Genomic DNA, 25,534 nt, shown 5'->3' on the forward strand with positions numbered 1-25,534 from the left:
GCCAGGGCGGATCGTATCAGCGTCTGTTCTGCAGGTCTTTTTTTCAGCCGGCCTGACATGGGCTTCTGGAATGGCCTGAACCATGAGCCGGTATGATCGATCCTCGACAAGGCCCGAGCGGCTGAGTCGACCACGCGGATGTGGTGGAATTGGTAGACACGCACGTTTGAGGGGCGTGTGGCTTCGGCCTTGCGAGTTCAAGTCTCGCCATCCGCACTTCTTTTCCCCTGATCTGTCGCGCGTGACGACGAGACCTACAGATCAGGCACTCTCCATCGTTTTTGTTTCGAACGGACCTGGAGAGCTCGCAACATGGGTTCGTCCTCTGGCAGAGCAGCTGCATCGCCGCCTCTTGATGAGGCCAAGGGCCCCTGGATCACCGGTCAGTCTCCGTCTGGTCTTGGTTCCCTGCCCGAATGCCACCGGTACGGAGGCTGAGGCGGCTGCGCGGTGGGGCCAGTTCGATCGCATTATTCCGGCGGGACGCTTCTGGACACTGTTGCTGAATCCCATCCGCTACGGACCCTGGCCATCGCGAGGTGTGGTGGTGTTTCTGGGTGGCGACCAGTTTTGGACCGTGTTGCTTTCGGCCCGTCTCGGGTATCGCCACATCACGTATGCCGAATGGGTGGCACGCTGGCCCCGCTGGAACGACCGGATCGCTGCGATGGCTCCAGCGGTGCTTGAACAGCTGCCCAGGCGCTTTCGTCCTCGCTGCCGTGTCGTCGGGGACTTGATGGCGGATCTCACTGATGACGCCAAAGGCAGAGACCCATTGCCTGAAGGGCTCTGGGTGGCGCTGATGCCTGGTTCAAAGCCCGCCAAGTTGCGGGTGGGCATGCCGTTTCTGGTGGAGACCGCTGATCGTCTTGCGACCCAGCAGCCCGACTGCCAATTCCTGTTGCCGGTGGCTCCCACCACCAGTCCAGAGGAGCTTCTGCGCTTCTCCAGCGCAACCAATCCAATTGCCTCCAGCTACCGCGGTGGCATCCGCTCCTTGCTGCCTGCTGACGATGACTGGCCATGGCGTCGCCTGCTGACCCATGCCGGCACGGTGATCCATCTGCAGGAAGATCCGCCTGCCCATGGCGCGCTTAGCCAGTGTGCGCTTGCTCTCACCACCGTTGGAGCGAATACCGCTGAGCTCGGTGCTCTTGGGGTGCCGATGATTGTGCTTGTGCCAACGCAACATCTTGGGGTGATGCAGGCCTGGGATGGCTGGCTTGGTCTGCTTGCCCGACTTCCAGTTCTGCGACGGCTCATCGGACTTCTCCTCAGCGCCTGGCGCATGCGAAACCATGGCCTACTGGCTTGGCCGAACATCGCTGCCGGACGGATGGTGGTTCCCGAGCGTGTCGGGCCGATCACGCCTGAGGACATCGCCGGGGAAGCTCTCGAATGGCTTCAGGCACCTGAACGTCTGGATGGCCAACGCGAGGATTTGCGCAGACTGCGCGGACAGCCCGGTGCTGTGGCAGCTCTGGCTGAGGAAGTGCGGGAGCTGCTTCCGCTTGCTCTTTCCGATTAGGGTCCGCCCCACCTGCTGCAAATTGATGTCCAGCTCTCTCCCCGCCGAAGGCGATCGCGTGGAGCGTTCTCCGGACGAATGGAAACAGCAGCTCACCCCCGAGCAGTTCCAAGTTGCCCGGCAGGGGGGGACTGAACGCGCCTTCACCGGGGCCTATTGGAATCACAAGGACGACGGCACCTATCACTGCATCTGCTGTGATGCGCCACTGTTCAGTTCGAGCACCAAATTCGAGTCCGGGACAGGCTGGCCCAGTTTCTGGGATGGGGTGAGCTCAGGTGCGATTCGCACCAAGGAGGACCGCACCCATGGCATGGTGCGCACTGAAATTCTCTGTGCCCGATGTGATGCCCATCTGGGCCATGTCTTCCCTGATGGTCCGACGCCTACAGGGCAGCGTTACTGCGTGAACAGCGCGTCACTCCAGTTCAAGGGTTAGGACAATCGCTATCGATGGATCTACCAGGGATCATCCATCGGTTCCCTGGGGGCGCTGGATTGAGGTTCATCATCCAAGGGCTCCACATCCAAAGGTTCACCCGGTCGCTCGATCGGTCGTCGCGATGCCGGCCGCGGCCGCTGATCGCTGCGTGGTTGAGGTGGGACCTCGTCGTAGCGAGGAGGCTCGGAGTCGAAGTCTCGGGACTGATAGCTCTCACGAGGCTGGTAGCTCTCCTGAGGTTGATAGCGCTCAGGGTCTTCCTCGAGTGGCAGTTCATCGAGGTAGCGCCTGCGGCGGACCTCGTCCTGGCGGGGCTGCTCCAGTTCCACGTACTCGAGCTCGTCCTGATCCACGTCAAACCTCTGGGAGGAGGAGGCTCCCAGCTGCCTTGGAGTGTCTTCGGCGCTCTGACCAGAGCTCAACTGATTCTCCACAGGCACCACGTTCACCCTGTAGCGATCCCGCTCCTGTTCTTCCCAGCTGGGGCCACCAACGCCCAGCTTTTCGAGAAAGCCGCTGTTGAGTTGTTTGAGTTTTTCCTCAGCTCCCTCATAAACAATGATCCGGTCAGCCCCGCTGCTCACGATTTCGTCGACGGGGATTTCCCAGGTGCTCAGCACCCCTTCACCCAGCAGGGGGACGCCCACGGCCCCCATCACAAGCGTGGTGAGTTCTCCGGTTTCGATGTCGAAGGAGAAACCGAGCACCCTGCCGAGCTGCTGGCCCGATTCGGTGATCACCTGGCAGTTGATCACCCGGCTGTAGCGCTCGGGTGAAAAGGCTTCACTCAGGGAATCGGCTGAATCCACGAGGATCACGTCGCCCACCTGACGGATGCGATCCAGGGGCATCCAGCGAGGGAGCCCCGGCAGGAATCGGGTGAGGGGGTTATCACGCAGACCGAGGGCGACGACCTCGCGGCCGTCAATGTCCACGATCACCTCACCCACCACACCGAGGCGGCGCCCGGTATCGCGGGTGATCACCTGGGTGCCCATGAGCTCAGACCTCAGCCAGAGGCGATCACTGGGCACGTTGGCCAGTGGATCATTGGAAGACGACGACAAACTCAACCGCAGGCCTCAGCCGGAGGGATTTGCGTCATTTTGACGCAAGGAGTCGACGCCGGCCCGTCAGGCTGCATCCGGGAGGCCAACCACTTGGGTGTGGGCGCCTCGTGCCTGGGTCACACCGATGGTTCTGGTCGAGGCACCGATCATCGGTCGACGGTGACTGACCACGAGGAACTGGGCCTGCTCGGCCTGCCGGGCGATCAGCGCCGCCAGGCGCTCCACATTCACGCCGTCCAAGAAACTGTCCACCTCATCGAGGGCGTAGAACGGCGATGGTCTGAAGCGCTGCAGCGCGAACAGGAAGCTGAGGGCGGTGAGGGATTTCTCACCGCCCGACATGGCAGCGAGGCGACGCACCGCCTTGCCCTTGGGATGCGCGACCAAGGTCAAGCCACCTTCAAGGGGGTCTTCGGGATTGTCCAGCTGCAACTTGCCGTCGCCATCGGACAGGCTCGCGAAAATCTCGCGGAAGTGTCCATCGACCGCTTCGAAAGCCTCCATGAAGGCTTCTTGGCGGAGCGTGGCAACGGTTTCGATCCGCAGCAGCAGTTCTTCTCGTTCCTGACTGAGCAACTCCAGGCGTTCGCCAAGATCTCCGAGGCGCTGCTCAAGTTCTTGCAGTTCTTCCAGAGCCAACATGTTCACTGGCTCTAAAGCTTCCATGCGCCGTTGAAGCTGTTGCAGCTGCTCTTGCAGCGCCTCGAGGCCACCGTCACGGACGGCGTCACTGATCTCCGGCAGTGGATCGGGGAGGGAGGATTTGAGTTCGTCCAGCCGCATGCTGCCACTGCGCAGCTGTTCCTCCAATCCAATGCGTTCCTCGCGCAACCGCTCCAGTTCCCAGCGGGCCTGCTGCAGCCCTTGACGTTGTTCCGCAACGGAGGCTTCCGCCTCATCGCGGGCACGACGTTCCTCTCCGAAGCGTGTCTGCAGATCCTGTTGCTGGGCGTTGAGGGCATCGCGACGTCTGTTCAGATCCTGGTGCTGCTGCCGCCAACGTCCGTGAGTCTCAGCGAGGGTCTGGACTGCTTCTTTGAGGGACTGTTCGTCCCGTTCGAGTCCTTGCAGCTGATCGGCCAGGCGTTGGGCCGTCATCTGGCGGTCACGGTCCTGCTGCAGCAGGGTGTCGCGTTGACGGCGGGCTGTCTCAAGGGCTGCATCGGCCTGTTCCAGGCTCTTTTGGAGAGCTTGCCAGCGCTCGGTATCGGCATTCGCTTCTCCCTTGCTCTCCTGCTGATCGAGTTGCTGGAGATCGCTCTGCAGGGGGCTGAGTGCTGTTTCGATCTCCTGGAGACGATGGCGGTCCTGGGCACCGGTTTCCTGCAGCTCCTGCAGCCTGCGTTGATGGTGCTGCAGGCGTTCCAGTAGAGGGCCGTGGGAACGGCGTGCTGCCTGGCGTTCCGCCTCCAGGGCTGCCTGGCGTTGCTCGAGCTGGCGCAACCCCGGGCGTTGCTCCTCAAGCTGTGCTGTTAGGCGGTGTTCTTCTCGGCAGCAGGCGGCGAGGGTCTCTCCCAGTTCCAGCAGTCGTTGCCGCAGGGGAGCGGCCTCATCCCCTTCGCTGCTCACACCGAAGCTGAGTCCGCCGCTCCGCTGACTCAGGCTGCCTCCGGTCATGGCGCCGCTTTTTTCCAGCAGCTCACCATCGAGGGTGACGGCACGGGAGCGGCCCAGCACGCGTCGGGCACTGCCCAGGTCTGTGAAGACTTGGGTGTCACCGAACACGTAGGCGAACACCTCTCCATAGATCGGTTCGTATCGAATCAGGTCGACGGCCCTGCCGATCAGGCCATCCGCGTTGTCACCGTCTGGCCTGCGCCCACGGGCCATGGCTGCGCCTCCGCCACTGCCGGGAGCGCGGATCTTGTTGAGAGGCAGAAAGGTGAGACGTCCGGCCCTGCGGCTCTTCAGGAGATCAATGGCCCGTGCGGCGATGCGGTCGTCGTCGACCACCACCTGGCCCATACGGGCGCCGGCCGCCACTTCGAGCGCCATGCGGTGGCGGTCCTCCACTTCCCCAAGCTGTGCAACCGGTCCATGGATACCCTCCAGGCCGGACTCGAGCAGAAGGCGCAGGGCTCCGGTGCCGCGGCTTTCCTGAAGAGCTTCGCGCCGGCTGTCCTGGCGTGCGATCTCCCGTTCCAGTCGTGTCTGCTCCTGCTCAAGCCGGGCGCGGGTGCGCTGCTGAATCGCCACAGAGTCCGCCAGCTGTTGCAGCTGTTCCTGTCCGCTGCGGATCGCGTTGAGCAGGGTCTGCCACTCCTGCTCCAGTTGCTCCTGCAGCGTCTGAACCCTGCGGTCTTCTCCGCCGTCCTGGTCCCGTTCCAGCTCTAGGTCGTGCCTGCGCTTGTCGCTCTGGCGCAGCCGCTCCATCAGTTGCTGACGCTCTTCCTGCAGAGGCGCCAGGGAGGCCTGCAGCTGCTGCCGGCGGCGGCTGCGCTCACGCTGCTCCTCAATCCAGGTGCTCGAACGGCCGGCCACTTCCCCTAGCCGACGGCGCGAGAGCTCCACAGCTCCTTCCGCCCTGCGGCAGTCCTCATCCGCACGTTCGAGCGCTGCCGGGTCGGCGCTGAGCCGCAGGGATTCGGATTCCGATTGAATCTGCCCCCTGCGCCCCTGCAGGTCATGGCGCAGGGCCTGCAGCCGTTCGCCTTCCTGCTGGTGCTGCGCTGCCTGTCTTTCGAGTTCGCGGCTCTGAGGATCGAGTCCGGCCAGCTCCGCCTGCACTCCCAGCAACTTGTCTTCGCCAAGGGCCTTGACGTTGTCCTGCAGTGTTTTCAGCTTGGCGGCCGCCTCTTGAAGTGTGGTCTCCCGTTCTTCGATGGAACGGGAGTCGCGGGCGTCCTGATCACCCAGCTGCTGGTGCCGCTGTTGAAGGCGGTGGCATTCGGCTTGGGCTGCGTCGTAGGCCAGGACTAGTTCCTGTCGGCGACCCAGCTGGAGCTGTTCCCGCAGCTCCTGATAGGCCCTGGCCTTGGCGCAATCTTTTTCGAGCCGCGCTCGCGTGGCCAGAAGTTCCTGCTCAACGATGCGGCAACGTTCCTGCCGTTCCTGCACGTCGTCTAGTTTTCTGCGGCTCTGTTCGATGCGGGTGTCGAATAGAGCCACTCCGGCCAGTTCATCAATGAGGCCGCGACGGTCACGGTTGCTCATCGAGACGATTCGGGTCACGTCCCCTTGCATCACCACATTGCTTCCTTCGGGATCGATCCGAAGCCGTCGGAGCTGGGTCTGAAGCTGTTGCAGATTGCAAGGGATCCCGTCGGCGCTGTAACTGCTGTTGTAGGAGCCGCCAGGCATCACCCGTAATTTGCGGGTCACTGTCCATTCGGTCTGATCGGACCGGATCCAGGGTCCCTCTGCCGGAGCTTCGATGCCTTCCTCAGCTGCATCCGGTTGCCAATCGGAGAGATCGAACCGCACGCTCACGGTGGTTTCAGCTGATTTGCCTGCCTTGAGAACCCCGCTGTTCACCAGGTCCGGCAAACGATCAGCCCGCATGCCTCGGCTATTGGCGAGACCGAGGCAGAAGAGCACGCCATCGAGAATATTGCTCTTGCCCGATCCATTAGGCCCGGTCACGACAGTGAAACCGGGCTCCAGGGGGATGCTCATCGCCCCCCCGAAGGACTTGAAGTGCGTCAGCCCTACCTGATTGATATGTACCAACAGGTGCCACAGCTGTCAGCGTGCTGAAACTAGCGAAATACCTGAAAAGCTCAAGCGTCCTGTTCAGGTTTGTGACCTTGAGAACTGGCTGAACCGGCAAAGCCCTTCGCTCAGCGATACATAAACGGGTTCAGGCATGCCGATTCCGGCCATGCCGGTCAGCTCCAGGTTCACCGGCTGATCGGCCGCGGCTGGAAGGTTGCCGCGATAGGTACCCGCCACCACTCGTCGCGCCCAGCCTCGACCTCCGGAGACTGCAGCGGCTTGCCGGTCGAGCCACACCAGTCGGTGGGGGGGGAGCGGAGTTGCGCTCTGCGCAGGTCCGTTGAGGACGGGAATGGCGTCGAGCCGCCAGCTGCGGCAACTGTCACCGTCTTCAAGCAGCAGGTCGAGATGGCAGCCCCGAGGATCGTCTGGAGCACCGAAATGCTCAAGCAGCACGTAACGGTGTGGATCGGCGAGCATGGGTTTCCTGCGCAGGTCACCACCCCTAACCTGACGGTGTCTACAAGGATCGCCTTGGATTCAGCTCCATCCCCTGCCGAGTCGACTGCGGAACCTCAGGATCTGGCGACTCGATTTCGAGACCGCTTTGAGACGCTTCTCCCTGAGATCAAGCGCCGCTGGCCGGAGGTGACACATCAGGCGCTGGAAGCCACCCGCGGAAGTCTTGATGATGTGGTGCATCTGATCTCCACCCAATCCGACCGCGCGTCTTCATCGGTGCAGCACCAGCTCGAGGAACTGCTGCATCAAGCTGGTGATCGAACGCGCAATCTTGTGGACAGCCTCGAGCCTCTTGAGGAACAGCTCGAGCAGTTGCTGGATGAACTGAACCGCACCCTGCGCCCGAAAATTGAGAAGCCCCTGCGGGAGCGCCCCCTGCTTTCTGTGGCTGTGGCTGCGGGTGTGGGGGTGTTGGTCGGAGCCTTTCTTACCAGCGGCCGGCGCTCCTCATGAGTGAACTGCCCCGGTCGCAGGAGCCTCGTCCTCGCGGGCTCGGCGCGGCCGCCAGGGTGACGGCCCTGGCGGGTTCGGTGATGGATCTTCACGTGCGCATTGCACTCCAGGAGGTTGATCGCGAAAAGCGACGCCTGATCAGTGGTGGAGTGTTCCTGGCGATGGGCGGAACCTTGATGCTTCTGGCACTGGTGGCCGCAGAAGCGGCGTTGCTGGTTTGGGTGCTGGAGGCCTGGGACTGGTCCCTGCTTCAGGCGTTGCTCGGTTTGGCTGTGCTCAACCTGGTGGTGGCTGGGATCAGCCTGCGCGTGGGCGGGCAACTGGCCAAGGGGCCTTACCTGCCCCAGACCCTTGAGGGACTGTCGCGCACGACCCGCGCTGTTCTCGGCCGCTGAGCTTCAGCGCACGTCGTAGTGCAACCAGCGGCAGTCGATGCCGCCATTGCTGATCGGAATCCTGCGGGTGGCCTTCATGCGAAGGGCTCCCGTGAGCTGGGGGTTGCCGCTGAGCACCCACAGCGCCCAGCCCGATGCCTGCTCTTTGGCGTAGCGGCCCAGATCGGAGTAAAGACTCTCCAGATCGCTTCCCGCACCAATGCGTTCGCCGTAGGGCGGATTGCACACCAGCGTTCCAGGTCCCTGCGGCAGGGCGAAGTTGTGGAACGAGCCTGTCTGGATCTCCACCACGTTCTCCAGGCCTGCGGCCTGAACGTTGGCTCTGGCTTGATCGGCGATGCTGGGATCGGCTTCAAACCCCTGAATCAGGGGAAGGTCCCGCTGCCTGCATGCCCGGCCCTGAGCGCGTTGTCTCTCGGCGTCCCATTGCTCCAGGTTGAAGTCGGCCCAGCTTTCGAGAGCGAAGAAACGATCGAGTCCTGGTGCGAGCTGCAGAGCCATGGCGGCTGCTTCGATCAGAAGGGTTCCGGAACCGCAGAGAGGATCCACCAGCGGGCCTGTGCCATCCCAGCCGGAGAGCCGGATCAGCCCTGCAGCCAGGTTTTCCTTTAATGGCGCTGCTCCCATGGCTGCGCGATAGCCGCGCCGGTGCAGGCTGCCACCGGAGCCATCGAGGCTGAGCGTGGCCTCGCCGCGGTGGAGATGCAGATGCAGGCTTAGATCCGGCTCTTCAAGGTCGATGGACGAGCGTTTGCCCCAGAGGTCTCGTTGCCGGTCGATCACTGCGTTCTTCACCTGCAGGGCCGTGAAATGGCTGTGGTTCAGTCCAGGGGCGGTGCCGGTCACGTCCACTCGGAACGTCATCGAGGGATGCAACCATCGCTCCCAGTCGAGGGCTTGTTGGATGCCGTCGTAGAGATCATCACGCTCTCTGCAGGGGAAGTGGCTCATTTCGCGGAGCAGCCGAAACGGCAGTCGCGCTTGGAGATGCAGTCTGTAGAGGCAGGCCATGTCGGCTGCAAAAGAAGCGGCACGGCGGAGAGGCTTCACCTCCTTGGCTCCAAGAGCGTCTAGTTCTGCAGCTCCGATGTCTTCCAGCCCCTGGGGGAGGACAGCAATGCACGAGACCCGATTGACTGAATGGCGGTGTTCCCTCCCCACGCTGCTGTGCTCCACGTCACCACTGCTGTCAGAATGGCAAGGTCCGGTTTCGACCGGACTAGGTGATCCACACCAGTGTTTCGGACAGCGGTTCGATTCCGCTCAGCTCCATTCCCCCTTCCCGGGGCTGCAATGGTTTCGACGGGGCATGAGGAGGGTGACTGAAGCCTGCTCGGTGAGAGCAAACACGTAACTGCGAACAACATCGTTCGTTTCTCCCGTCAAGCAGCCCCTGTTGCTGCCTGACCCTTAGGGGAGATGGGGTGAAGTCAGCCTTATCACCCAATTGACTCACGGGGGCTGGAAGGCCCCCTCAACCATTCCAGCGCAGGCGATCTCAATGGTCGCCTTTTTAGTGATCAAATGTCTGTGGGCATCCCTGTGGGCATCCGGTTCTGTTGCCCACGCCGTAGGCATCCAGTCGCGTGGTGGCCGCCTTGAAAAGCCTGCTGAGATAACAAAGCTTTTATGATTAATTAATCCGTTAATCCCCCAAATATTTAGCCCAAAACCAAGTATTTCCTGAAATCTCTGAGAAAACTGAAGTCGAGCAAAGCACATATTAAAAACTAAATTGCAGGAAAAAATGCTTGGTCAGAAAAACTTCGAATCGCTACCCACCGGCTGATATAGTTAAAATACCCTTGCAATAATAAATGAAAATGAAAGCAGTATTACTTAACAGCCAAGGCCAAGTTCTTAGCGACCTCAATACAAACTTGCTGTTTAGGCACAACAAGAACAATCCCTGCAGTCTCCTCACGGCCTTGCAAAGCAAGCTCCTGCAAGAATCAACTAAGATAATTGTACTTAAATATGGTTTTTTAGTAATATCAGAATCAACCAAAAATAACTGCTTTTGGATGACTCATAATTGTGGACTTTTTTCATGCTTAACAACTTTGGCTTGGAGCATCCTTGAACTTCAGGAGGCAAAATATAGAATTACAGAGATAAATAATTCACTGTCGATGAGTCATTTCAAAAATTCTCAATATTGCAATTCTTACAACCGCCTCTACGAGGCCATCGAAAGGGACAGCACTCCATTGGTGCCAAAAACACGACTAAAACTTAGTACACCATACTTCAATCACCATGGAAACTACAGCGAAATAATCAACAACTTACTTGGGCGTGAATGGATTAAAAATATGATCGAATCATACATGAAGCCAACGGCAAGGATCAAAAATAAAATTGAATTTTTATCGCAAAAGTATGAGCTAATCGAAAAAAATGCGTTATTTGTGTGCTATCGAGGCACGGACAAGTATAAAGAAGTTTCGCCTGCTCCAATCGAGCATTATTTCAATGAATCAGATAAGTTTTTCGATAATCACCCAAAAGGGCGCGTTATCATTCAAACAGATCAAGAACAAGTAAGGCAAGAATTTGCGCAGAGATACGATAGAAAGTGTTGCCACTTCGAAGAGCTTCCTGCCACTTTCGGGACAACGGTAATGCATTGCGCCGGAATGCCAAGACAACACAGACAAGAATGGTGCGAGTATCTAATTGCAGCCGTAATCGCGGCAAGTAAATGCACGGCTGTAGTCACACATACAGGCAATGTCGGCTTTCATGTTGCTATGCATGCATTGATTGCGGGCAAAGCAGTTACTCAAATGGACTTATTTAGTAATCAAGCTTACTGGCAATAAATTAGCCCTTCATCAAGCCAAGCAGCCTGCAGGCGACAACTCTTATCCTCCTGGCTATAGCTCAAAGAAGAAGGAGGGAGGTCTCGGGAATGACGCTAACAATGATCAGGCGAAAGAAATACTGCTCTTAAGAAAAATATTACTGGAAAACTAAATAAAAACCAAACAGATAATTATTTGAATGTGCTGCCATACAAACTTGAAAAATCGACAACCGCACAGTGATCACCGGATCCTTCAACTGGAGCCCGAGTGCTGCGCATCAGAACGATGAAACCCTGTTGGTGATTCACTCGCTCCAGCTGGCAGCGCATTTCACCCGTGAGATCGATCGGATGTGGAGAGGCGTGGAACTGGGAATTACACCATGGATGCGCCGCAAGCTGGAACGGCAACGGATCAAGTGCGTTAGTGGTGAGCAGCGGCCTTAACGGTCACGTCAATAAGACAGTGATCACTGACAGCTTCAATTGGCCAACTCCATCTCCATTTCATCCAGCACCATTGCCTGAAGAATCAACTTGCTTCCCCACGTCATATGGGCCAACAGCAATCTCAACGTCGTTGCCACCATCTCGGGTTCACCGCCAGCCATCAGCTCAAGCCAAGGCCCTTCAAGCTGTTCGAGATAGCTGAGTTGCCCTAGGCAGAACGCTTCCATGCAAGACATCTGATCAATAGTCATGAGCGTTGAGCACGTTCTCTCAGTTTGTCGAGAGTGAAACCAGAACACTCATGAGCGGGGAACACTTCCGGTAGTCACGTCTGAACCATGACCTGCGACACGCAGATGACCCTTGCGCTGCTTCAGGAACTGCTCCTGGCGCTTCGTGCCAACGATCCTGATGACTTCAAGGCATGACTGTCTCTTGGCATCGAACGGCTTGGAAAGCCTGCTGTTATTGAGCTGCTGCTGGACTGGATGAACCCAATCCTCACGACAGAGGAAGCGGACAGGTTGGTCGGTTGGCACCTGGGGGTGAGTCTCTAGCTCGACTGGGGGATAGAGACCCCTGAAATCGGGAAAATAAATAGCTCAGTTGGGGGATGTGATTCCCTGCTGGAACGGCGATGGTGTGTTTACGGGGCCAGAGCCTCACATGTCGAGATAGTTCATGGCAACCAGAAAGACGAAATTAACTCTTCCAGAAGTCCAGCAGCTGATTCAGGATCTACTGGATTACTCGAATTCACCAAGTGTTGATGATCTTTTGGTGTTCGCGGAGACGATCAACCTGGGGCCTTTTAAGACGCCTAAGCAAGCAAAGCCAAAAGGCCTCACTGCAACAGTAATGAGAAAAGCTGTGCTTAATAAATTCGAATGCAAGACAGTAGCCGACTTGCGTAAACATAAGACATTCGCAATGGCTTTTACTGGAGACAAAGTTGGGTTGAAGACGACCGAAGACTGGAGAAAGCAATATCGAAAATGGATTGCAGTTCCTGAAGATGAAAGGTACCAAAAGGGACCTACCTGCATCAATGGAATAGATGTCCTTGAGAACTTCAGGCCGTGGCATGTTTTTGGTCTGAACTCGTCCACAGCGTCCACGGACGACATCAAGGAGTCCTATAGGCAGCTTGTGAAGACACATCACCCCGATATGGGAGGGGATGCACGAGTTTTCGAGCGTCTTCAAAAGATGCGCGACTCACTAATCGCATTGATGAATTGATTCAGGAATAGAGCTATGAGGGAACTTCTAACTGACAGGGAATCCGCCAAAATCCTTGGCATCAAAATTAATCAGCTTTATGCCACCGTCGATTTCTTCGAAAAGTATGATGACGATCCCTGGGATCTAGTCGAAGGCGAGCATTTTGAGTTCGTTCAAAGTACAGGTGACTATCAAGAACGACGTTTTACTGAAGAAGGCGTTGAGGCGATTGCCAAGTACCTGGAAGGGGATAGGGAAGGTGTCATTGCCAGGGTTGTGGAGATGTTTACTCACCGCAAACGCAAGCGTAAGCAGTTGCTTGTTTCGCGAAGAATCACGCAAGAGTTGATTGAAGCCAATGGCATAGTTCATGCCTCTGGAGAGTTGTTATTCGTTGATAGGTGTACTTCTATTAAAGTGCTTCAAACCAATGGACTTGGAATTAACAATGCTATTGATCGGCTTGTGAAATCAGATTCCCTGGATGGCCAGGAAGGTCTTGAGATTGAAATGCATTTTGTACTTGATGCGAGCGGCGAAAAAGCATGGAGCCAAAAAGGTCTCGCAAGTATTGCCATGGACATGAAAGTAAATTCTTCAATTACAAAGTCCAGGCGTGCTTGGGTCTCAGCCGTAGGGGATGTTGTTGAGGATTGTTTTAAAAAAGAGCTGAAAAGACTGTCTAGTGCCGATTTGAGAATTACTAAAGCGATTAAGCATGCAAAGCGAGCTTCCAGGGATACCTGCCAGGTTACGGGCTCTCGCAAAGCACGAGGAAAGCAGCTAACCCTTGATGGACATCATTTGTTCAATAAGTGCAGCAGGCCAGATCTTGCTGACCTTCATGAAAACATCTTGATTCTCGAAAGCAGTATCCATGCTGACTTCCATAGCTGGCAAAGCAGAAGAGGTGCAAAGTGTGAGCCCAAGGACTTTCTGGAATATCTTGCCACTGCCAGATTTGATCTGATTGATCCAAGTAATTCTGCTGCAGCTGCAAGGCATGACTCCTTGACAGAGCGATTGGTCATTCTGCAGAAAAATTATGAGGGCAATAGGTTGAGATATGCCTGAATGCAGAAGACGGGTACTTCGCGTCACTGGCTGCTGAACTGCTTCAACCGCCCTCCATCAGCCTTGTGAGCTGCGCCTGAAGCTTCAGAGCTCCAATGGCATTGCTGTGTTGCTTGCTTCGGATGCTGGCTTCGATGATTTCGTCCAGCAGGGCTAGACGCGTTCCGAGGAAGTCAGAGCGTTCGACTGAATAGTCAGCCTTGATGATCTCTCGGGCACGTTGCAGGTACGTCTCGGCTTGTCGCTTCTGTACCCCCCATTCCTGCGTGCAGAATCGCAGGATGTAGCTGGATGTTTTCGCCGACGACAACAGTTTGACGACGGCATGAATCCGCCGATCAATTTCTGCAGCATCGCTCTTCTTACCCATGCCCCAATTATGGCTGTCCTTCGTGGGTGAAATCGCTGCGTTTGCAGCCAACAATCTTATCGGTAGGAGTGCGAATGACCATGAGGTCTTTGTCGCGAGTTTCGCCTGCGATTTTCCCGATTAGGTATGCCCCGTTAGTGGCTGAGAAGTAGACGGGGATGGGCTGCTGGGCTTCGATAAATGACTTACTGGAGGTTGCCCAGGTTGCATCGCTGAAAGCGTCTGCAGGGTGCTGGGGTGACAGTGGTGAGGGTTCAGGGGGGTAAAGAGTTTCTATTGGAGAGATAGGGCTCTCTTCCTTCCTTTTATCTATTTTTTCTAATCTTTCTAAATTCAAAGAAGAACTGTCACCCCTATCACCCCTTTGCTCAGAATCCTGTCCCTCAGGTTGATTTGTGGGGTGAGGGTTGGGTTGAGGGTTGTCCGAAAGGTGAGGGATAACTGTCACCACGCCGAAATAAGCACCAAGCGGGAAGTCCTGCATGGGGGTGACGGTATAGACCTTTCGGCCCTTAGAAACGCGAACTGCCACCCCTTTTGCATCAACTCCCACCCCAACCCTCACCTTCTTGATGAGGCCGCCAAAGCGGGTTTCACTGCCGCTTTCGTGTCGGACTTGGGCGCACCAATCACACCATTGCTTGAACAGATCTCGGCCTTGGATGCGGTCGATTCCCTCGGGGTAGGTCTCCAACAGGAACCGCACCACAGGGTCACGTTCCAGGGCGTGTTCGATGGATGCATCCGCACTGGATTGAACGGTGCCGGAGTTGGCCAATGCCGCCGTCATCTCGTCGGTGGTCATGGCGAAGACCCAGGCAAAGATGCCCGCGGCTTCCTCGACGATCTTGCGTTTCAGCAGTGGATCGCGCTTTGAAGGTTCAACGTCGAACGGGATGGTGATGATGCGGCGTCCCATGCCCTCCACACCGCCACCAGAGGCCCCAGGGGAGTCGTTGAAGAACCGCCAGACGACAACGCCAAGGCGCTGCGGGTGGGTGTCCTTGTAGAGCAGCTTGACCTCGACGGGTTCATTGCTGACCACAGCGTTGAAGGTGCCAGCGCTGGAGATGCGGCCATCGGAATCAGGGTCCATGGCCACCCGTTTGCCAATTAACCCCGCCAGGGAATTGGGGTTAGTGAAGGTGCTGGATTTGATGAGGCCTCTCCCGTGGTCACCACCCACCAGAGCGGTCAACGCTTCGGAGAGGGTGCCTTTGCCGCGGCCCTTCCGACCGGTGACATCAAAGGACCGTTCAATAGGGAATGCCTGGCTGGTGTCCTTTGGCGCGATGGCCCACCGGAAACCGCCACGAACCAAATTGATCAGGCCATCGTCATTGGCGCAGGCTTCCCTCAGGAACCGGTGAAAGTTCGGGCACTTGGCTTCGGGTTCGTAGTTGTAATCCAGGCAGAAGGTGAGGAAGTCTTCCCGCCGGTGCCCAGGGGTGAATTGACCCGTGCGCCAGTTGAGGGTGCCGTTAGCGAAGCCGATGAGGTCAACTGAATCCCAGGGCGCATCAGTTGATAAGCGGGCCAGCAATTCACTGGTGATGCTGTTGATGGCGCTGGTGCTGCGCTTCACCCAGCCGCAGTGATCCATCCACAGATGCAATGGCGTCAGCAGTGCGCTGGAGTCGCTGCGATCAGGGCAACGCTGCCAATGGCGACCATTCCAGCGATATAGGCCAACACCCTTCCGCTTGGCGAAGTTGTCCTTGAAAACGGTCCAGGCGATTAGGGCCTTGTCGTGCGATTCCTTGGGCTCAACAGTCCAAATGAATTGATGGTCGCCGTCCTTGTCGATTTCGGTGGCCGGACGGGCCAGTTCACGCAGCACCCGATAGGCCTGAGCACCGTGGCGAACGATGAAGTCATCAACGCCGTTTTTGCGACCATCCAGCTCGGGCGGGATGAAGGTGACAAGGACGCGGCCTTCGTGGTGATCAGCAAGGTGCTTCGAGAACGCCGCCATGGCGCCCTGGACTTCGACCTTGTGAACGATGTCCGAGTCAAAGGCGATCCGATGGGTGCGCTTCCGCAATTCGAGGGCATCGAATTCAGGTAGCGGCTGGCTGCGGCCGGTGCGCTTGTCGCGCCATGAATCCACCCCTGACAGACCGATGGTGGGGAAGTCGTGGTGATTGGCGCAATCAGCCTTTTTCTCGCCTTCGGTCCAGTCCAGGTCCTTGCCTGGTTTCAATGCTGCTTTGGGCAGCAGGGGGGAGAGATAAGGCCGACAGCCAGCTTCGCCTGCGGTCAGGTATTTGGCGGTCTTCCCGTCCTTGGTTGGCACCGGTGTGACCGGCTTCAACCGATAGAAGGTCTTGCCGTCTTCCCATTGGTAAGGCTGGCCGTCAGGGCCATTCATCGGCACCACCCAACCAGCGTGTTTGTGGCCCGTGAGTTTCAGTGCCTCCTCGGCAGACACCTCGCGGTATTGCAGCCGGTGGTGGACGGACTCCGGCAACGCCGATGCCAGCAATTCCTCAGTGAGGTTCATCAACCCGCCTCCTGAGTCTTTTCTGGAACTCGCCGCACCAGTCACCGCCGCAGGTGGAGGGGAAGTGAGCCTCGGGGCTGTCTTCCAGTGAGGTGCGCACGACTAAGGGGCGTGGGGCGTGTCGATGGCACAGCCCTTCATTGCCGTTGGGTTCCCAGAAACGGCAATCAATGCAGTGACCTTTCATCAGCCCACCCCGTGGTCAATAACAACCTGAGGGGTCTCTTGGGCAGGCGCGCTTTCTTCACCACAACTCATGCTTCACCTCCATCCATCGTTTCGATGTCGGAGGGATCAACCCTGCTGAACGTTGTGAAAGCAGTGTCTGTTTCAGCCGGGAACCACCGAAGTGGTGCGGCTGTGGTCATGCCTTGGAATCTGTAATGCTCTCCAGCCTTGAAGGGGCTGGGTTCAAGGTGCCGCAGTTTCAGCAGCAGTTTTTGCGAGATGCCTAGAGCCTTGGCCATGTCTGGCGTGCTCAGCGTCTCGCGGACACTCGGGGACATCGTGGTTCGGGCAGGTGTTTTCTGCCCGTTGCTGGTGCTCAGCCCGCACCCTGGAAAGCGAACTCCCGCCCATGGCCGACATCCCATTGAAAATGGATGAGAGCACATCTGGACGGGGGTTGGGACCATTCAGCCGGTAGGGCTCTACCAACTTCAGGACCGCTTGGGGATCGTCACCAGAAGCAACTGATTCCAGTGCCTTCACCAGCTTTCTCGGGTGAAAAGTGCCCTTAGGTGTGCTTACCCAATGGCGATTTCCAGTCTCGTGATTGATCACGAAGACTTGAGATTGCTGTTGTTGGCGGCGGCGTGCCAAAGCACCAAACGCAACGGGAACCAGAGGGCTCGTGGTCAACGACCTGCATCACGATCCGCCCGATTAAGGGTGAACCGCACCGGACGGAAATTCCGCAATCCGGTATCTCTGTGACCGCAACGCTACACAGGTCAATCCAAATCTGCAAGGGTTAATTGAAAATTGGATCCTGAAACCTTGCGTCCCCGGATGATTCCAGAATCCTAATATCATTCCGCCTGGGTATACCTAAGCGGCGAAAACACCTGCAAACGCTGCTGCTGTGGTCTCTTGTGATTCCCACCGGTAAGCGCGTCCGTGGGCCTCGATGTTGTGGCCCATCGCTGCACAGATGGCCCCCAGCTCAATCTTCTGCCGGTGGCAGCGCAGGCTGTAGGTGTCGCGGAATGAGTAGGCCCGCAGCCATTCACCGCGCTCCTCACAAACCTGCTTCAGCTGTTGCCACTCTGGTTGTCGCTTCAGAAACACTTCAACGTGATGGCCATCCAGTTTTCGTGGTTCGCCGTCATTGCCCACCGGCCATTCCAGAACACCAGCGTGCTTTTGCTCGATCAGGTTCCAGCGAATGGGACTGCCATCGGTGTCCTGCAGCCAGCAGGGTTCAAGTTGGCGTTGGGCGGTTTGGCTTGCACCGCAGGTTTTCTCATAACTGCACCAGATGCCCAGGCTGCCGTCATCTCTGGTGTTGGGAGTCAGGTGCTGCAATTCGATGGGCCTGAGGCCAAATAGCGTCAATGTCCTAATGACGTTGCCCCATCCCAAATTGCGGCTTGAGATGGCATCTATCAAAAACTGCAGTTCAGTGTCAGACAATGTGGCCTTGCGGCGTTTCTTGGGTGCTTTGCCTCGCAACTCCTTGATGTCCACCTTGGTGATCTGCCAGGACTTGGCGGCACCAAACCGGGCGATGGCGTGATCAGTCAGGTTTCGCAATGCGATGCAACAGGCGGCACGTGATGGGGCCATGCCCGTCCATTTGGCCAGTGTTCCCTTTAGAAGGCTGTGGCCATCAGAGGCTTGACCGGCATCAATCAGTCGAATGGCTTCGGTCACATAAGGCTGGTAGTTGTCCCGCCATGTGGTGGCCCGGATCTCATTGCGGTGATTCATCAAGACATCCCGCAGGCTGTCGGCAACATCAGGCCAGGCCAGTTTCTGACGCATGGTGGTGCTGTCACCCTGTGCCGCAGCCAGTGCGCTCTTAAGGGTGCCGTGCTCATTGCTTAGGACTGACTTGGCAATGCGGTTAATCAGCAGCAAAGCCCTGTTTGTGTTGCCCGGTGCCCAGTCCAGTGGCAGAACAACCGATTGCTTTTTGCCAGTTCCTGGCGGTCGATGCTCAAGGCGCATTTTGCCGTTGTGCTGGCTGACGGTCCAACCCACTGCATTTGCACGAACGGCAGCCCTAAACCCTTGCTCCCAGGGTGCACCTGCTGTGGTTTTAGGCATGAGTCATTTGTGATCTGTTGCCCATGATTGTGGGCATCCGTGGGCATTAAAGTCAATATAGGTCGGTCGAGGTCTTCACGGTTCCTTGTAACAGCAACGGTTTTCAGGCTCTCACTGGCCAAATCATCCTGTATCACCCAATTGACTCACGGGGGCTGGAAGGCCCCCTTAATCACTCCACCGCAGTGGATCCAAGGGATTTGCCGTGTTGCCAAAAAGCAGTCCGTTGACAAAACGTTGACAACGTTCAAAAAGATCAGGCCGCGTTGACAACAGGAGATTCGTGACCGCAGCACTGGCGCAGGTCTGATTCATGCCCGCCGGTGCAGCTCTGATCGAAACTTCCCAGCACCTCGATTGGCATCCATGGCGAGCATCTGCTGCAACGCCATACAACTCCTCTGATCGCCCTCAGAACACGCTACTTTCAGCCGATCCACCTTCGCTGCCATTAGCTGCTGTCGCCGCGTCAACGTCCGCTCTTGGTTCTTCTGACACTGGCGACAACCCATGCTTCGGCTCTCTCTCACCAATTCTGGCGAGGTGAACAGAACTCTTTTCAGCGGGGAATGCTTTCAGCAGTTCTTAGAGCGAAATGTGCGGCGCCTTTGGGCTGAATCCAATGGGGATTCCCCTGAAGCCATTGCCAATACCTGCAGCGGACAAGCGAGAGCACGAAAAGGTGCGTGATCGCTGCTTTCAACTAGAGAACCGATTGACTTCCCAAAATGAAAGATCGATAGTCAAGGGAATTACACAAACCTTTGCATGGTCTAACGGTGACAGGCTGCTTTCGAGGGTCGGCTTGCCGAACTCCCTGCTACCCCCTCAATCAAGGAAGTCACGGGGAAGACCTCAGGCAATAACACCTGAACCATGACCTGCGACACGCAGATGACCCTTGCGTTGCTTCAGGAAATGCTTCTAGCGCTGCTTGCGAACGACCCTGATGGCTTCAAAGCATGGCTGTCTCTAGGAATCGAACGGCTTGGCAAGCCTGTTGTCATTGAGCTGATGGTGGATTGGATGGACCCAATCCTCACCACTGACGAGGCGGACAGGCTGGACGGTTGGCACCTAGGGGGCAGCCTCTAACGCAGTTGGGGCGTGCCCGATACTCCATTGGTGTCCTATCTATGGATCAACGCACCTCCAATATTGAAAAGCTTATGTCTCAACAACTCTCGCAAGAAAAAGTAAACGCCTTTCGGTTAAGGCAACGCGATACAGGCTGGGGCTATGCCTGGGCACATCTGGTGCCCTTTGTTGGCCTTTATTATGCAGTGACACGGCGCACCATCACACCCTTTCTGGTGGATCTGCTGGGCTCAATTGCCATCACGATTGTGTTCTTAATCCCTGCAGTTGCGATTGAGGATGAACAAGCATCAATGATGTTTTCTATTTTAGGCAATCTCACGGCTATCGCCGCAACGCCGTTCCTTGTCAAAAATGGTATTGACCGTGCCCGGAAAGCAGCCCACAAGTCCCTGCTTGATGCAGATTACTGGGGGAAGTGAGCTCGGCGGCCCATCTAGACCATGGAGATCAGGCCAGGGCTGAAGGCTGGTGCGTTGCTGCGTCCAATGACGGCGAGGTGTGTGTGTTGGGTTGATGTGGGTGAAAGTCCCTCAGTTGGGGGAGGTGCTTTCCAGCGAGAGCGGCGATGGTGAATACATCGGAGAGATGACCTCCACAACTCACTTAATTACAAATGAGACTAGGTAAACCATCGCTAGGGCTGATGGCGATTCATTCACGGTCGTCGCCCTGCAATAGCAAATTGATTGACCTTGATGACTGCAGCAGGCGACTGATTTGCTTTAAAGCTAATTACCAGCAAAGGCTGAAAATACTTTGATGCTTCTAATTAATCTCTAAGAAACGACAATCTTCGGTATTGTGCATTTCCTCAAAGCATTTCACTATTCAAGAAAGGTTTTGCAATATTAATATTTCATTGGAATTGAGCGCAGATGGTTCCTAGCGTGTCATCTGACGGGACAAGGGGCGTGCTTGCTAAAGGTTAAGAGATTGTAGATATTTGAGGCATGCAGCGAGTCTTGCGCTGAGCATCAGCGTTCTGTTTGATTGCTATGAATAGAAGGATTGCTACCGCGTGTCGCTCATGTTTAAGACGAGTTTTCTGATTTCAGCTCTGTTGGCATTGTCTTTTTGGCCAAACAAGGTTTTGTCTCAGGCTAATTCTGTAGAACAGCTTGATGGTACAAAATGGTGCACTTTTGACAAGGCTAATTCTATTGCAAGGATTACTTACCGTGGAGATGTTAGCTATGTATCAAGCGGCAATACCTGCATGAGTCTTGACAGGGTGGGCAAAATGGGTGCTTGGAAGGTAAGTTTCGAATGGTGGAATCTAGAGTCAAAGATTAGGGTGAAAGAATATGCTTTGGCTTCAACGGTTACAGCAAAAGCTCTTGCATATAAAGAGGCTAAATCTGCCGAAGATCGTCGTATCCCTTATGCAAGCACGACTCCTGGTACGCGTGGTTCGGGATATATTCACCTTTTAGATAGCAAAACATTGAGGCTGTCTCAATTGGGTAGAGGTGCAAACGGAGATGTTACACTTCTCGTGTATTACCTGGAGAAAGTTTCTGCTTTCCCAAAACTGAATATTCCATTGACATTTCCTTCTCCGCGGGCCGACTAGTTGCCGGGAGTCGCTTAGGTTCAGGGAAGTAATTACTCATGTTTTTGATTGAAATGTTCTGGGTGTATGGTTTGTCTATCCAATTCTTTCTAGCGAAAAAGCAAATATTTTCTACGAACTGCGCCTGCTTTTTGCAGGTGCAGCATATTTCGAGAGAATTGAATCTTATTTGTAAATTGGTCCACACCCCGACAAGGGGAAAGCAGGGGGCGTGGTGTTGTCGCTATCGATCTCCCGACAAAACATTCACCCCGACTAAATGGCGGGGTTTTTTATTGCTTTGCAGAAGGTGATGGGATGGACGCTTGAGGCTGGGTGACAGCACTGCGTGACAGCCGAGAGCATCAGGGCCATCATTCGCGGAACAGAACCTGTTCGATGCTCCGCCGCCTTTCCGTCGGACTACTGGCTTCTGCCCTAGTCCTAGCCCCTTTGCCCACCAAGGCTCATGCAGGAACTGCAGAAGACCTTGGTGATGTGATGAGCATCAGCCTCAAGGACGTCGTGAAGCCGACCATTGGGTTCCAGGGAGCACTGCAAGGTGCTGGCACCCCGAATCAGGCAGGCATCGGCGGGTTCCTTCCACTGTCTGTTAATGAGAACAGCGTTTGGTTCATTGATGCACTGGTCAACGCCAACTTTGGAGACCGAAGCAGCTTCAGCAGCATTGGCGACACCTTGGTGTCAGGTACCACCCTCTCCACCTTTACGCGTTTGGGGTATCGCTGGCTGAATGGGGATCGCAGTTGGATGTATGGCGTCAACGGCGGCTATGACACCCGCCAGATGGCAACTGGTGACACGACCAATGACCTGCCCATCATTGACCCTCAAACGGTCTTGTTCCAGCAGGTTGAGATTAATGCAGAAGCCAAGAGCAATCGCTGGGGCGTGAGTTCTTATGGACTGATTCCCATCGGCGAGTATGGATATGGCTCTGACAATGTTGCCACGATTAATAGCTTCTATGGAGCATCGCCATTAACAACTGTTGGAGCCGATATTGATTGCAATATTCTACCTGGTCTATCTATGTCAGGCGGTTATTGCTATCAATATAGCGAGAAAGAACTTGATGAATTCAAGAGCTATCCCGACGGCTCTGGATTTAAGGCACGCTTGACATATGACCTGAATGATCAATTACAAGCTGGTGTCGTCTACACCTAAGACGAAAATTTCGAGTCGAGAGTATCTGCAGATTTCAAGGTGCGTTTTGGAAGTGATGCAAAGTCACTGTCTAAATTCATCGGATTCCCTGTGCTGCAAGGACTAAGTGATAATCCAAGAAATAGAAATATTAGAGTTGGTAATTCCTGTGGTTCGATTTTCCCTGAGGGCTGTAGTGGGGATTTGGATGGGGATTTTGAACAACAAAGAGGTCAGGGTGCTCCTGGGCAAGGTGATGGCACCGGCGGAGATGCTGCCTGAGGGTTCGACCAAAGTCCCACTACTTAATAGATTCCAACTCCCATGCAGCATTGATCAGGATTATTGGCTCAAGCCCTCGCAATTGCAGGGTCTTTTTATTTCTTTAGCCGATGCCTAATCATGCCTAAATACCATCCAATACCTGGCAATAAATAAACATAATCCCAGTCAGAAATGGCGGGGTTTTTTATTGCTCCCTCAGTTGGGGGAGGTAGGCGGCTGAAATCGGGCGGAAAATCCCTCAGTTTGGGGATATGGACGAAACCATTACTTGCAATAATTCCCAGGAGGTGATTTCAATGAGTGACTTTAAAAAAGAAAAGTAACTATGCATGACGACCCTTCGGAAACCCCTAGGGGAACATAAGAGCGGAGTCCTGGTTGCCGAGCCGTTTGGCCTGAGACCGCAGAGTGATGGGTGTTCTGGTCAGGTTGATAGCCCCGAACCTTTTCAGACACAGTTCAGGCCGCCACCAACCAGCGGCCCGCCAAGGCGAGAACGAGAGCTAATCCCGAGGCTCCCATCCAAGCTGTCCGATGGTTTGCCAACTGGCGCCGCAGCAGCGCCACGCTCGCGCCCCACCCCAGCAGCACAAAAGTGCTTTGGCAAAAAGCAATGACGTGTGAGTCAGCTCTCCAAGTCGGCAAGGTCTGAGACCAACTCCAGTCCATTGGTGCAAGGCTGACGGGGAGCAGCTGTCCTGCTTCGCTCATACCCAAAGGCAGATGCCGCGCCAGCAGCAGGGCCCAAACGAGTGGCAAAAGGCCATAAAGAGTGCGTCGAATCCGCTCGCGGCTAAAGGCCATCGAAGCGAGGCCATACAGAAGTGCTGGGATCGAAAGGGCAGAGATGGACAGGAGCAGACGAAGAAGAAGCGGACCATCCAACAGGCTTTCCGGGGTGCCGGGAATCCATCCGAGCAGTCGGTTTGCCTGGTGCAAGCAAACATCTCCCGCCAGGACCAGTAGCAATGCGGGCTCTCCGTAGGGCAACTGCATCTCACGCTGAATATCCGCGGCAGGTGGCCTGAGTGCGAGTTGAACCGAACGATGCGGGCAGGCTTGGGCGCAAGTCATGCACAAGACACAGTTGCGGTTGTCCTTCAGGTGAGCGGGATGAGTCCCCAGAGGGCAACCCTCCGTGGCCATTCCCTCGCCATCGGCTGGACCGCCTTTGAAGCAGGAGTAGCTGTTGCAACTGCCGCTGCAGGTTCCGACCTCAGCGCGTAGCTCCAAGATTGACAACTTTGCGAACAGACCGTTCATGCCTCCAACCGGACAGAGATATCGACACCAAAACCGCTTTTCAAAGCACAGAGAGCCAATCACTGCACCTGCTGTGATCAACAACAGCAGACAACTGCTCAGCCACGCCGTGTTCTGCAGGTTCCAGACCTCCTCCCAAAGCAGGATCAGTGCGAAGCCCGCCGCCAACAGGGGGGAGGCCCACCGGTCACTCTCCCCGCGGGGCCAGCGAGCGGGTTGCCAGCCCAAGGCTCGCACCAGACGTTGGCTGATCTCACCCCAAACCATGAATGGACAGAAGGAGCACCACAGACGACCGACTAGTGGGTAGCCAAGAAGGATCAAGGGCCACCACCAAGCCCAGAACAGGTTCAATGCACCGTTATGGGCGCGATCTTGCGGTCCCAGCCATAGCCAGAGATTGACCAGCACAAACAGCCAGCTGACCAAGCCAAAGAGCAATGTGTTCCAGAGCAATGGAGCCCGCATCCACTCCCTCAGTTGAGGCTTCCAACGCCAAATGTCGAAGCGGTAGCGCTGTTGGCGAGGCGGTGTCCAGAACACGTCCTCTGGAATTAGTTCCGGAAACGTGGAGCCGTCTTGCTGATTGATCTGCTGAAGCGCTCGATCAATCAAAGTTTCAAGCTCACGGATGTTGCTTGGAAAGTCGTAAGCCTGAAGACGTTTAATCACAGCCTCGGACACTCCAGGAGCTTTATGCCATCCGAGTTTCCGACTGCGCAGTCGGATGCCATACCGAAGCCACTCCCCGAGATCCTTTCGACGTACTCGAAGCGGCGGTACCCGAATCAGGCTGCAGCGCTGAACAATGTCGGGGCAGACCGTCTCTGAGGTGAAAAATAGGCGTCCTCGGAAACCGTGATGACCATCAAGAAGCTCCAGCAGCAAGTGTTTGAGCGTCTCTGGAGCACGGTCGACCTGATCGATGAGTAGTGATCCATCGCCAACAAGCTGAATCAGGGAACGACCATCTGAAGCTTCCAGCGGCTGCAGCAAATCGCTGCCATCCGCTTTTGTGAGGGCCGCATCGAGGCGAAGCATCAGCTCTTTGCGCTGAGGAGATCCGAAGTGGATCAGCGCCGCAATGTTGTCCTTCTCCAGGCCCGGTTCTCCGAGGATGAAGACCGCTCGCTGCTGAACATCCGCGGCAGCCTGTCGCACGGACTCCCTTAGCGTTTTGGCGTAACGACTGCTGCCCACCACGCCCCGTCGTGCGCGGCCCACCAGCAGGGGCGCCAAGCTAAGCAGTACGGGCGATGCGTCCAAAGCCATACAGAGGTTATGGACTGAAGTCTGAAGACAACTTGAGAAGCTGCCCGCGCTCTAGACGTTCAGTTCTCTTGGCTGTGATCATCGAAGCCAGCATCCGCTGCAAGCAACACAGCAATGCCATTGGAG

Annotated in this window: 21 protein-coding genes, 1 tRNA gene and 1 pseudogene; 13 read left to right on the plus strand and 10 right to left on the minus strand. The window is 56.1% G+C overall.

Translation table 11 applies throughout. The features are described from left to right. Positions 1–134 precede the first annotated feature (134 nt). From WH7805_RS10950 to msrB, 3 genes are all read left to right on the plus strand, one after another. Positions 135–216: transfer RNA gene (locus WH7805_RS10950), tRNA-Leu, on the plus strand. A gap of 25 nt (positions 217–241) precedes the next feature. Beyond that, positions 242–1,528 (plus strand): hypothetical protein, encoded by a 1,287-nt coding sequence (locus tag WH7805_RS10955; RefSeq protein ID WP_006043153.1) that lies wholly within the window; start codon positions 242–244, stop codon positions 1,526–1,528. A gap of 25 nt (positions 1,529–1,553) precedes the next feature. Next, entirely contained in the window at positions 1,554–1,967 is a 414-nt protein-coding gene (gene msrB / locus WH7805_RS10960; protein ID WP_006043154.1) for a peptide-methionine (R)-S-oxide reductase MsrB, read from the plus strand. A gap of 20 nt (positions 1,968–1,987) precedes the next feature. On the opposite strand, the gene WH7805_RS10965 is transcribed toward msrB, so the two are convergent. The 3 genes from WH7805_RS10965 to WH7805_RS10975 form a co-directional block, all read right to left on the minus strand. Beyond that, a complete protein-coding gene (locus WH7805_RS10965; RefSeq protein ID WP_038004673.1) occupies positions 1,988–3,043 on the minus strand; it encodes a PRC-barrel domain-containing protein in 1,056 nt (351 codons plus the stop codon). A 60-nt stretch (positions 3,044–3,103) separates the two neighbouring features. Beyond that, positions 3,104–6,655, minus strand: coding sequence for a chromosome segregation protein SMC (gene smc / locus WH7805_RS10970; protein WP_006043156.1), 3,552 nt, complete (start codon positions 6,653–6,655; stop codon positions 3,104–3,106). 117 nt (positions 6,656–6,772) lie between these two features. Next, entirely contained in the window at positions 6,773–7,174 is a 402-nt protein-coding gene (locus WH7805_RS10975; protein ID WP_006043157.1) for a hypothetical protein, read from the minus strand. Positions 7,175–7,228: 54 nt separating this feature from the next. On the opposite strand from WH7805_RS10975, the gene WH7805_RS10980 reads away from it, so the two are divergent. Further along, on the plus strand, positions 7,229–7,669 hold the full coding sequence (locus tag WH7805_RS10980; protein ID WP_038005427.1) for a hypothetical protein: 441 nt from the start codon (positions 7,229–7,231) through the stop codon (positions 7,667–7,669). Then, positions 7,666–8,064, plus strand: a complete 399-nt coding sequence (locus WH7805_RS10985; RefSeq protein WP_006043159.1) for a phage holin family protein — start codon at positions 7,666–7,668, stop codon at positions 8,062–8,064. Before WH7805_RS10980 ends, WH7805_RS10985 begins: the two co-directional genes overlap by 4 nt. 3 nt (positions 8,065–8,067) lie before the next feature. Here WH7805_RS10985 and WH7805_RS10990 read toward each other — a convergent pair whose 3' ends face one another. After that, a complete protein-coding gene (locus WH7805_RS10990) occupies positions 8,068–9,240 on the minus strand; it encodes a class I SAM-dependent RNA methyltransferase (protein WP_006043160.1) in 1,173 nt (390 codons plus the stop codon). 752 nt (positions 9,241–9,992) lie between these two features. On the opposite strand from WH7805_RS10990, the gene WH7805_RS10995 reads away from it, so the two are divergent. Both WH7805_RS10995 and WH7805_RS11000 read left to right on the plus strand, forming a co-directional pair. Beyond that, positions 9,993–10,889 carry a hypothetical protein gene (locus WH7805_RS10995; RefSeq protein WP_156783677.1) on the plus strand — a complete coding sequence of 299 codons (897 nt, stop codon included), beginning with the start codon at positions 9,993–9,995 and terminating at the stop codon, positions 10,887–10,889. A 206-nt stretch (positions 10,890–11,095) separates the two neighbouring features. Continuing rightward, positions 11,096–11,320: pseudogene (locus WH7805_RS11000) on the plus strand (phospholipase D-like domain-containing protein); the annotation flags it as partial. Positions 11,321–11,355: 35 nt separating this feature from the next. On the opposite strand, the gene WH7805_RS11005 reads toward WH7805_RS11000, so the two are convergent. Beyond that, a complete protein-coding gene (locus WH7805_RS11005) occupies positions 11,356–11,574 on the minus strand; it encodes a hypothetical protein (RefSeq protein WP_156783679.1) in 219 nt (72 codons plus the stop codon). 430 nt (positions 11,575–12,004) lie between these two features. Here WH7805_RS11005 and WH7805_RS11015 point away from each other — a divergent pair, with 430 nt between their 5' ends. Together WH7805_RS11015 and WH7805_RS11020 are read left to right on the plus strand one after the other, a co-directional pair. Beyond that, positions 12,005–12,565, plus strand: a complete 561-nt coding sequence (locus WH7805_RS11015) for a J domain-containing protein (RefSeq protein WP_006043165.1) — start codon at positions 12,005–12,007, stop codon at positions 12,563–12,565. Positions 12,566–12,580: 15 nt separating this feature from the next. After that, positions 12,581–13,621, plus strand: a complete 1,041-nt coding sequence (locus tag WH7805_RS11020) for a hypothetical protein (RefSeq protein ID WP_006043166.1) — start codon at positions 12,581–12,583, stop codon at positions 13,619–13,621. 43 nt (positions 13,622–13,664) lie between these two features. Here WH7805_RS11020 and WH7805_RS11025 read toward each other — a convergent pair whose 3' ends face one another. From WH7805_RS11025 to WH7805_RS11040, 4 genes are all read right to left on the minus strand, one after another. Next, complete coding sequence (locus WH7805_RS11025; protein WP_006043167.1) at positions 13,665–13,991, minus strand: hypothetical protein; 327 nt, start codon at positions 13,989–13,991, stop codon at positions 13,665–13,667. Between the two features lie 7 nt (positions 13,992–13,998). After that, positions 13,999–16,494: a phage/plasmid primase, P4 family gene (locus tag WH7805_RS11030; protein WP_006043168.1), complete on the minus strand. Its 2,496-nt coding sequence runs from the start codon at positions 16,492–16,494 to the stop codon at positions 13,999–14,001. 254 nt (positions 16,495–16,748) lie between these two features. Then, entirely contained in the window at positions 16,749–17,000 is a 252-nt protein-coding gene (locus tag WH7805_RS11035) for a hypothetical protein (protein WP_156783680.1), read from the minus strand. Positions 17,001–17,544: 544 nt separating this feature from the next. Continuing rightward, positions 17,545–18,765 (minus strand): hypothetical protein, encoded by a 1,221-nt coding sequence (locus WH7805_RS11040; RefSeq protein ID WP_006043170.1) that lies wholly within the window; start codon positions 18,763–18,765, stop codon positions 17,545–17,547. An 876-nt stretch (positions 18,766–19,641) separates the two neighbouring features. Here WH7805_RS11040 and WH7805_RS11055 point away from each other — a divergent pair. The 4 genes from WH7805_RS11055 (at position 19,642) to WH7805_RS11065 (ending at position 22,609) form a co-directional block, all read left to right on the plus strand. After that, entirely contained in the window at positions 19,642–19,860 is a 219-nt protein-coding gene (locus WH7805_RS11055; protein ID WP_006043174.1) for a hypothetical protein, read from the plus strand. A 41-nt stretch (positions 19,861–19,901) separates the two neighbouring features. Beyond that, complete coding sequence (locus WH7805_RS11060) at positions 19,902–20,285, plus strand: hypothetical protein (protein ID WP_006043175.1); 384 nt, start codon at positions 19,902–19,904, stop codon at positions 20,283–20,285. Positions 20,286–20,893: 608 nt separating this feature from the next. Continuing rightward, entirely contained in the window at positions 20,894–21,439 is a 546-nt protein-coding gene (locus tag WH7805_RS14470; protein ID WP_156783681.1) for a hypothetical protein, read from the plus strand. A 432-nt stretch (positions 21,440–21,871) separates the two neighbouring features. Continuing rightward, entirely contained in the window at positions 21,872–22,609 is a 738-nt protein-coding gene (locus tag WH7805_RS11065) for a carbamoyl-phosphate synthase subunit L (RefSeq protein ID WP_198005754.1), read from the plus strand. A gap of 723 nt (positions 22,610–23,332) precedes the next feature. On the opposite strand, the gene WH7805_RS11070 is transcribed toward WH7805_RS11065, so the two are convergent. After that, positions 23,333–25,408 carry a 4Fe-4S binding protein gene (locus tag WH7805_RS11070; protein WP_006043178.1) on the minus strand — a complete coding sequence of 692 codons (2,076 nt, stop codon included), beginning with the start codon at positions 25,406–25,408 and terminating at the stop codon, positions 23,333–23,335. Between the last annotated feature and the right edge of the window lie 126 nt (positions 25,409–25,534).

This window comes from Synechococcus sp. WH 7805, from assembly GCF_000153285.1.
In the GTDB taxonomy this organism is placed as follows: domain Bacteria; phylum Cyanobacteriota; class Cyanobacteriia; order PCC-6307; family Cyanobiaceae; genus Synechococcus_C.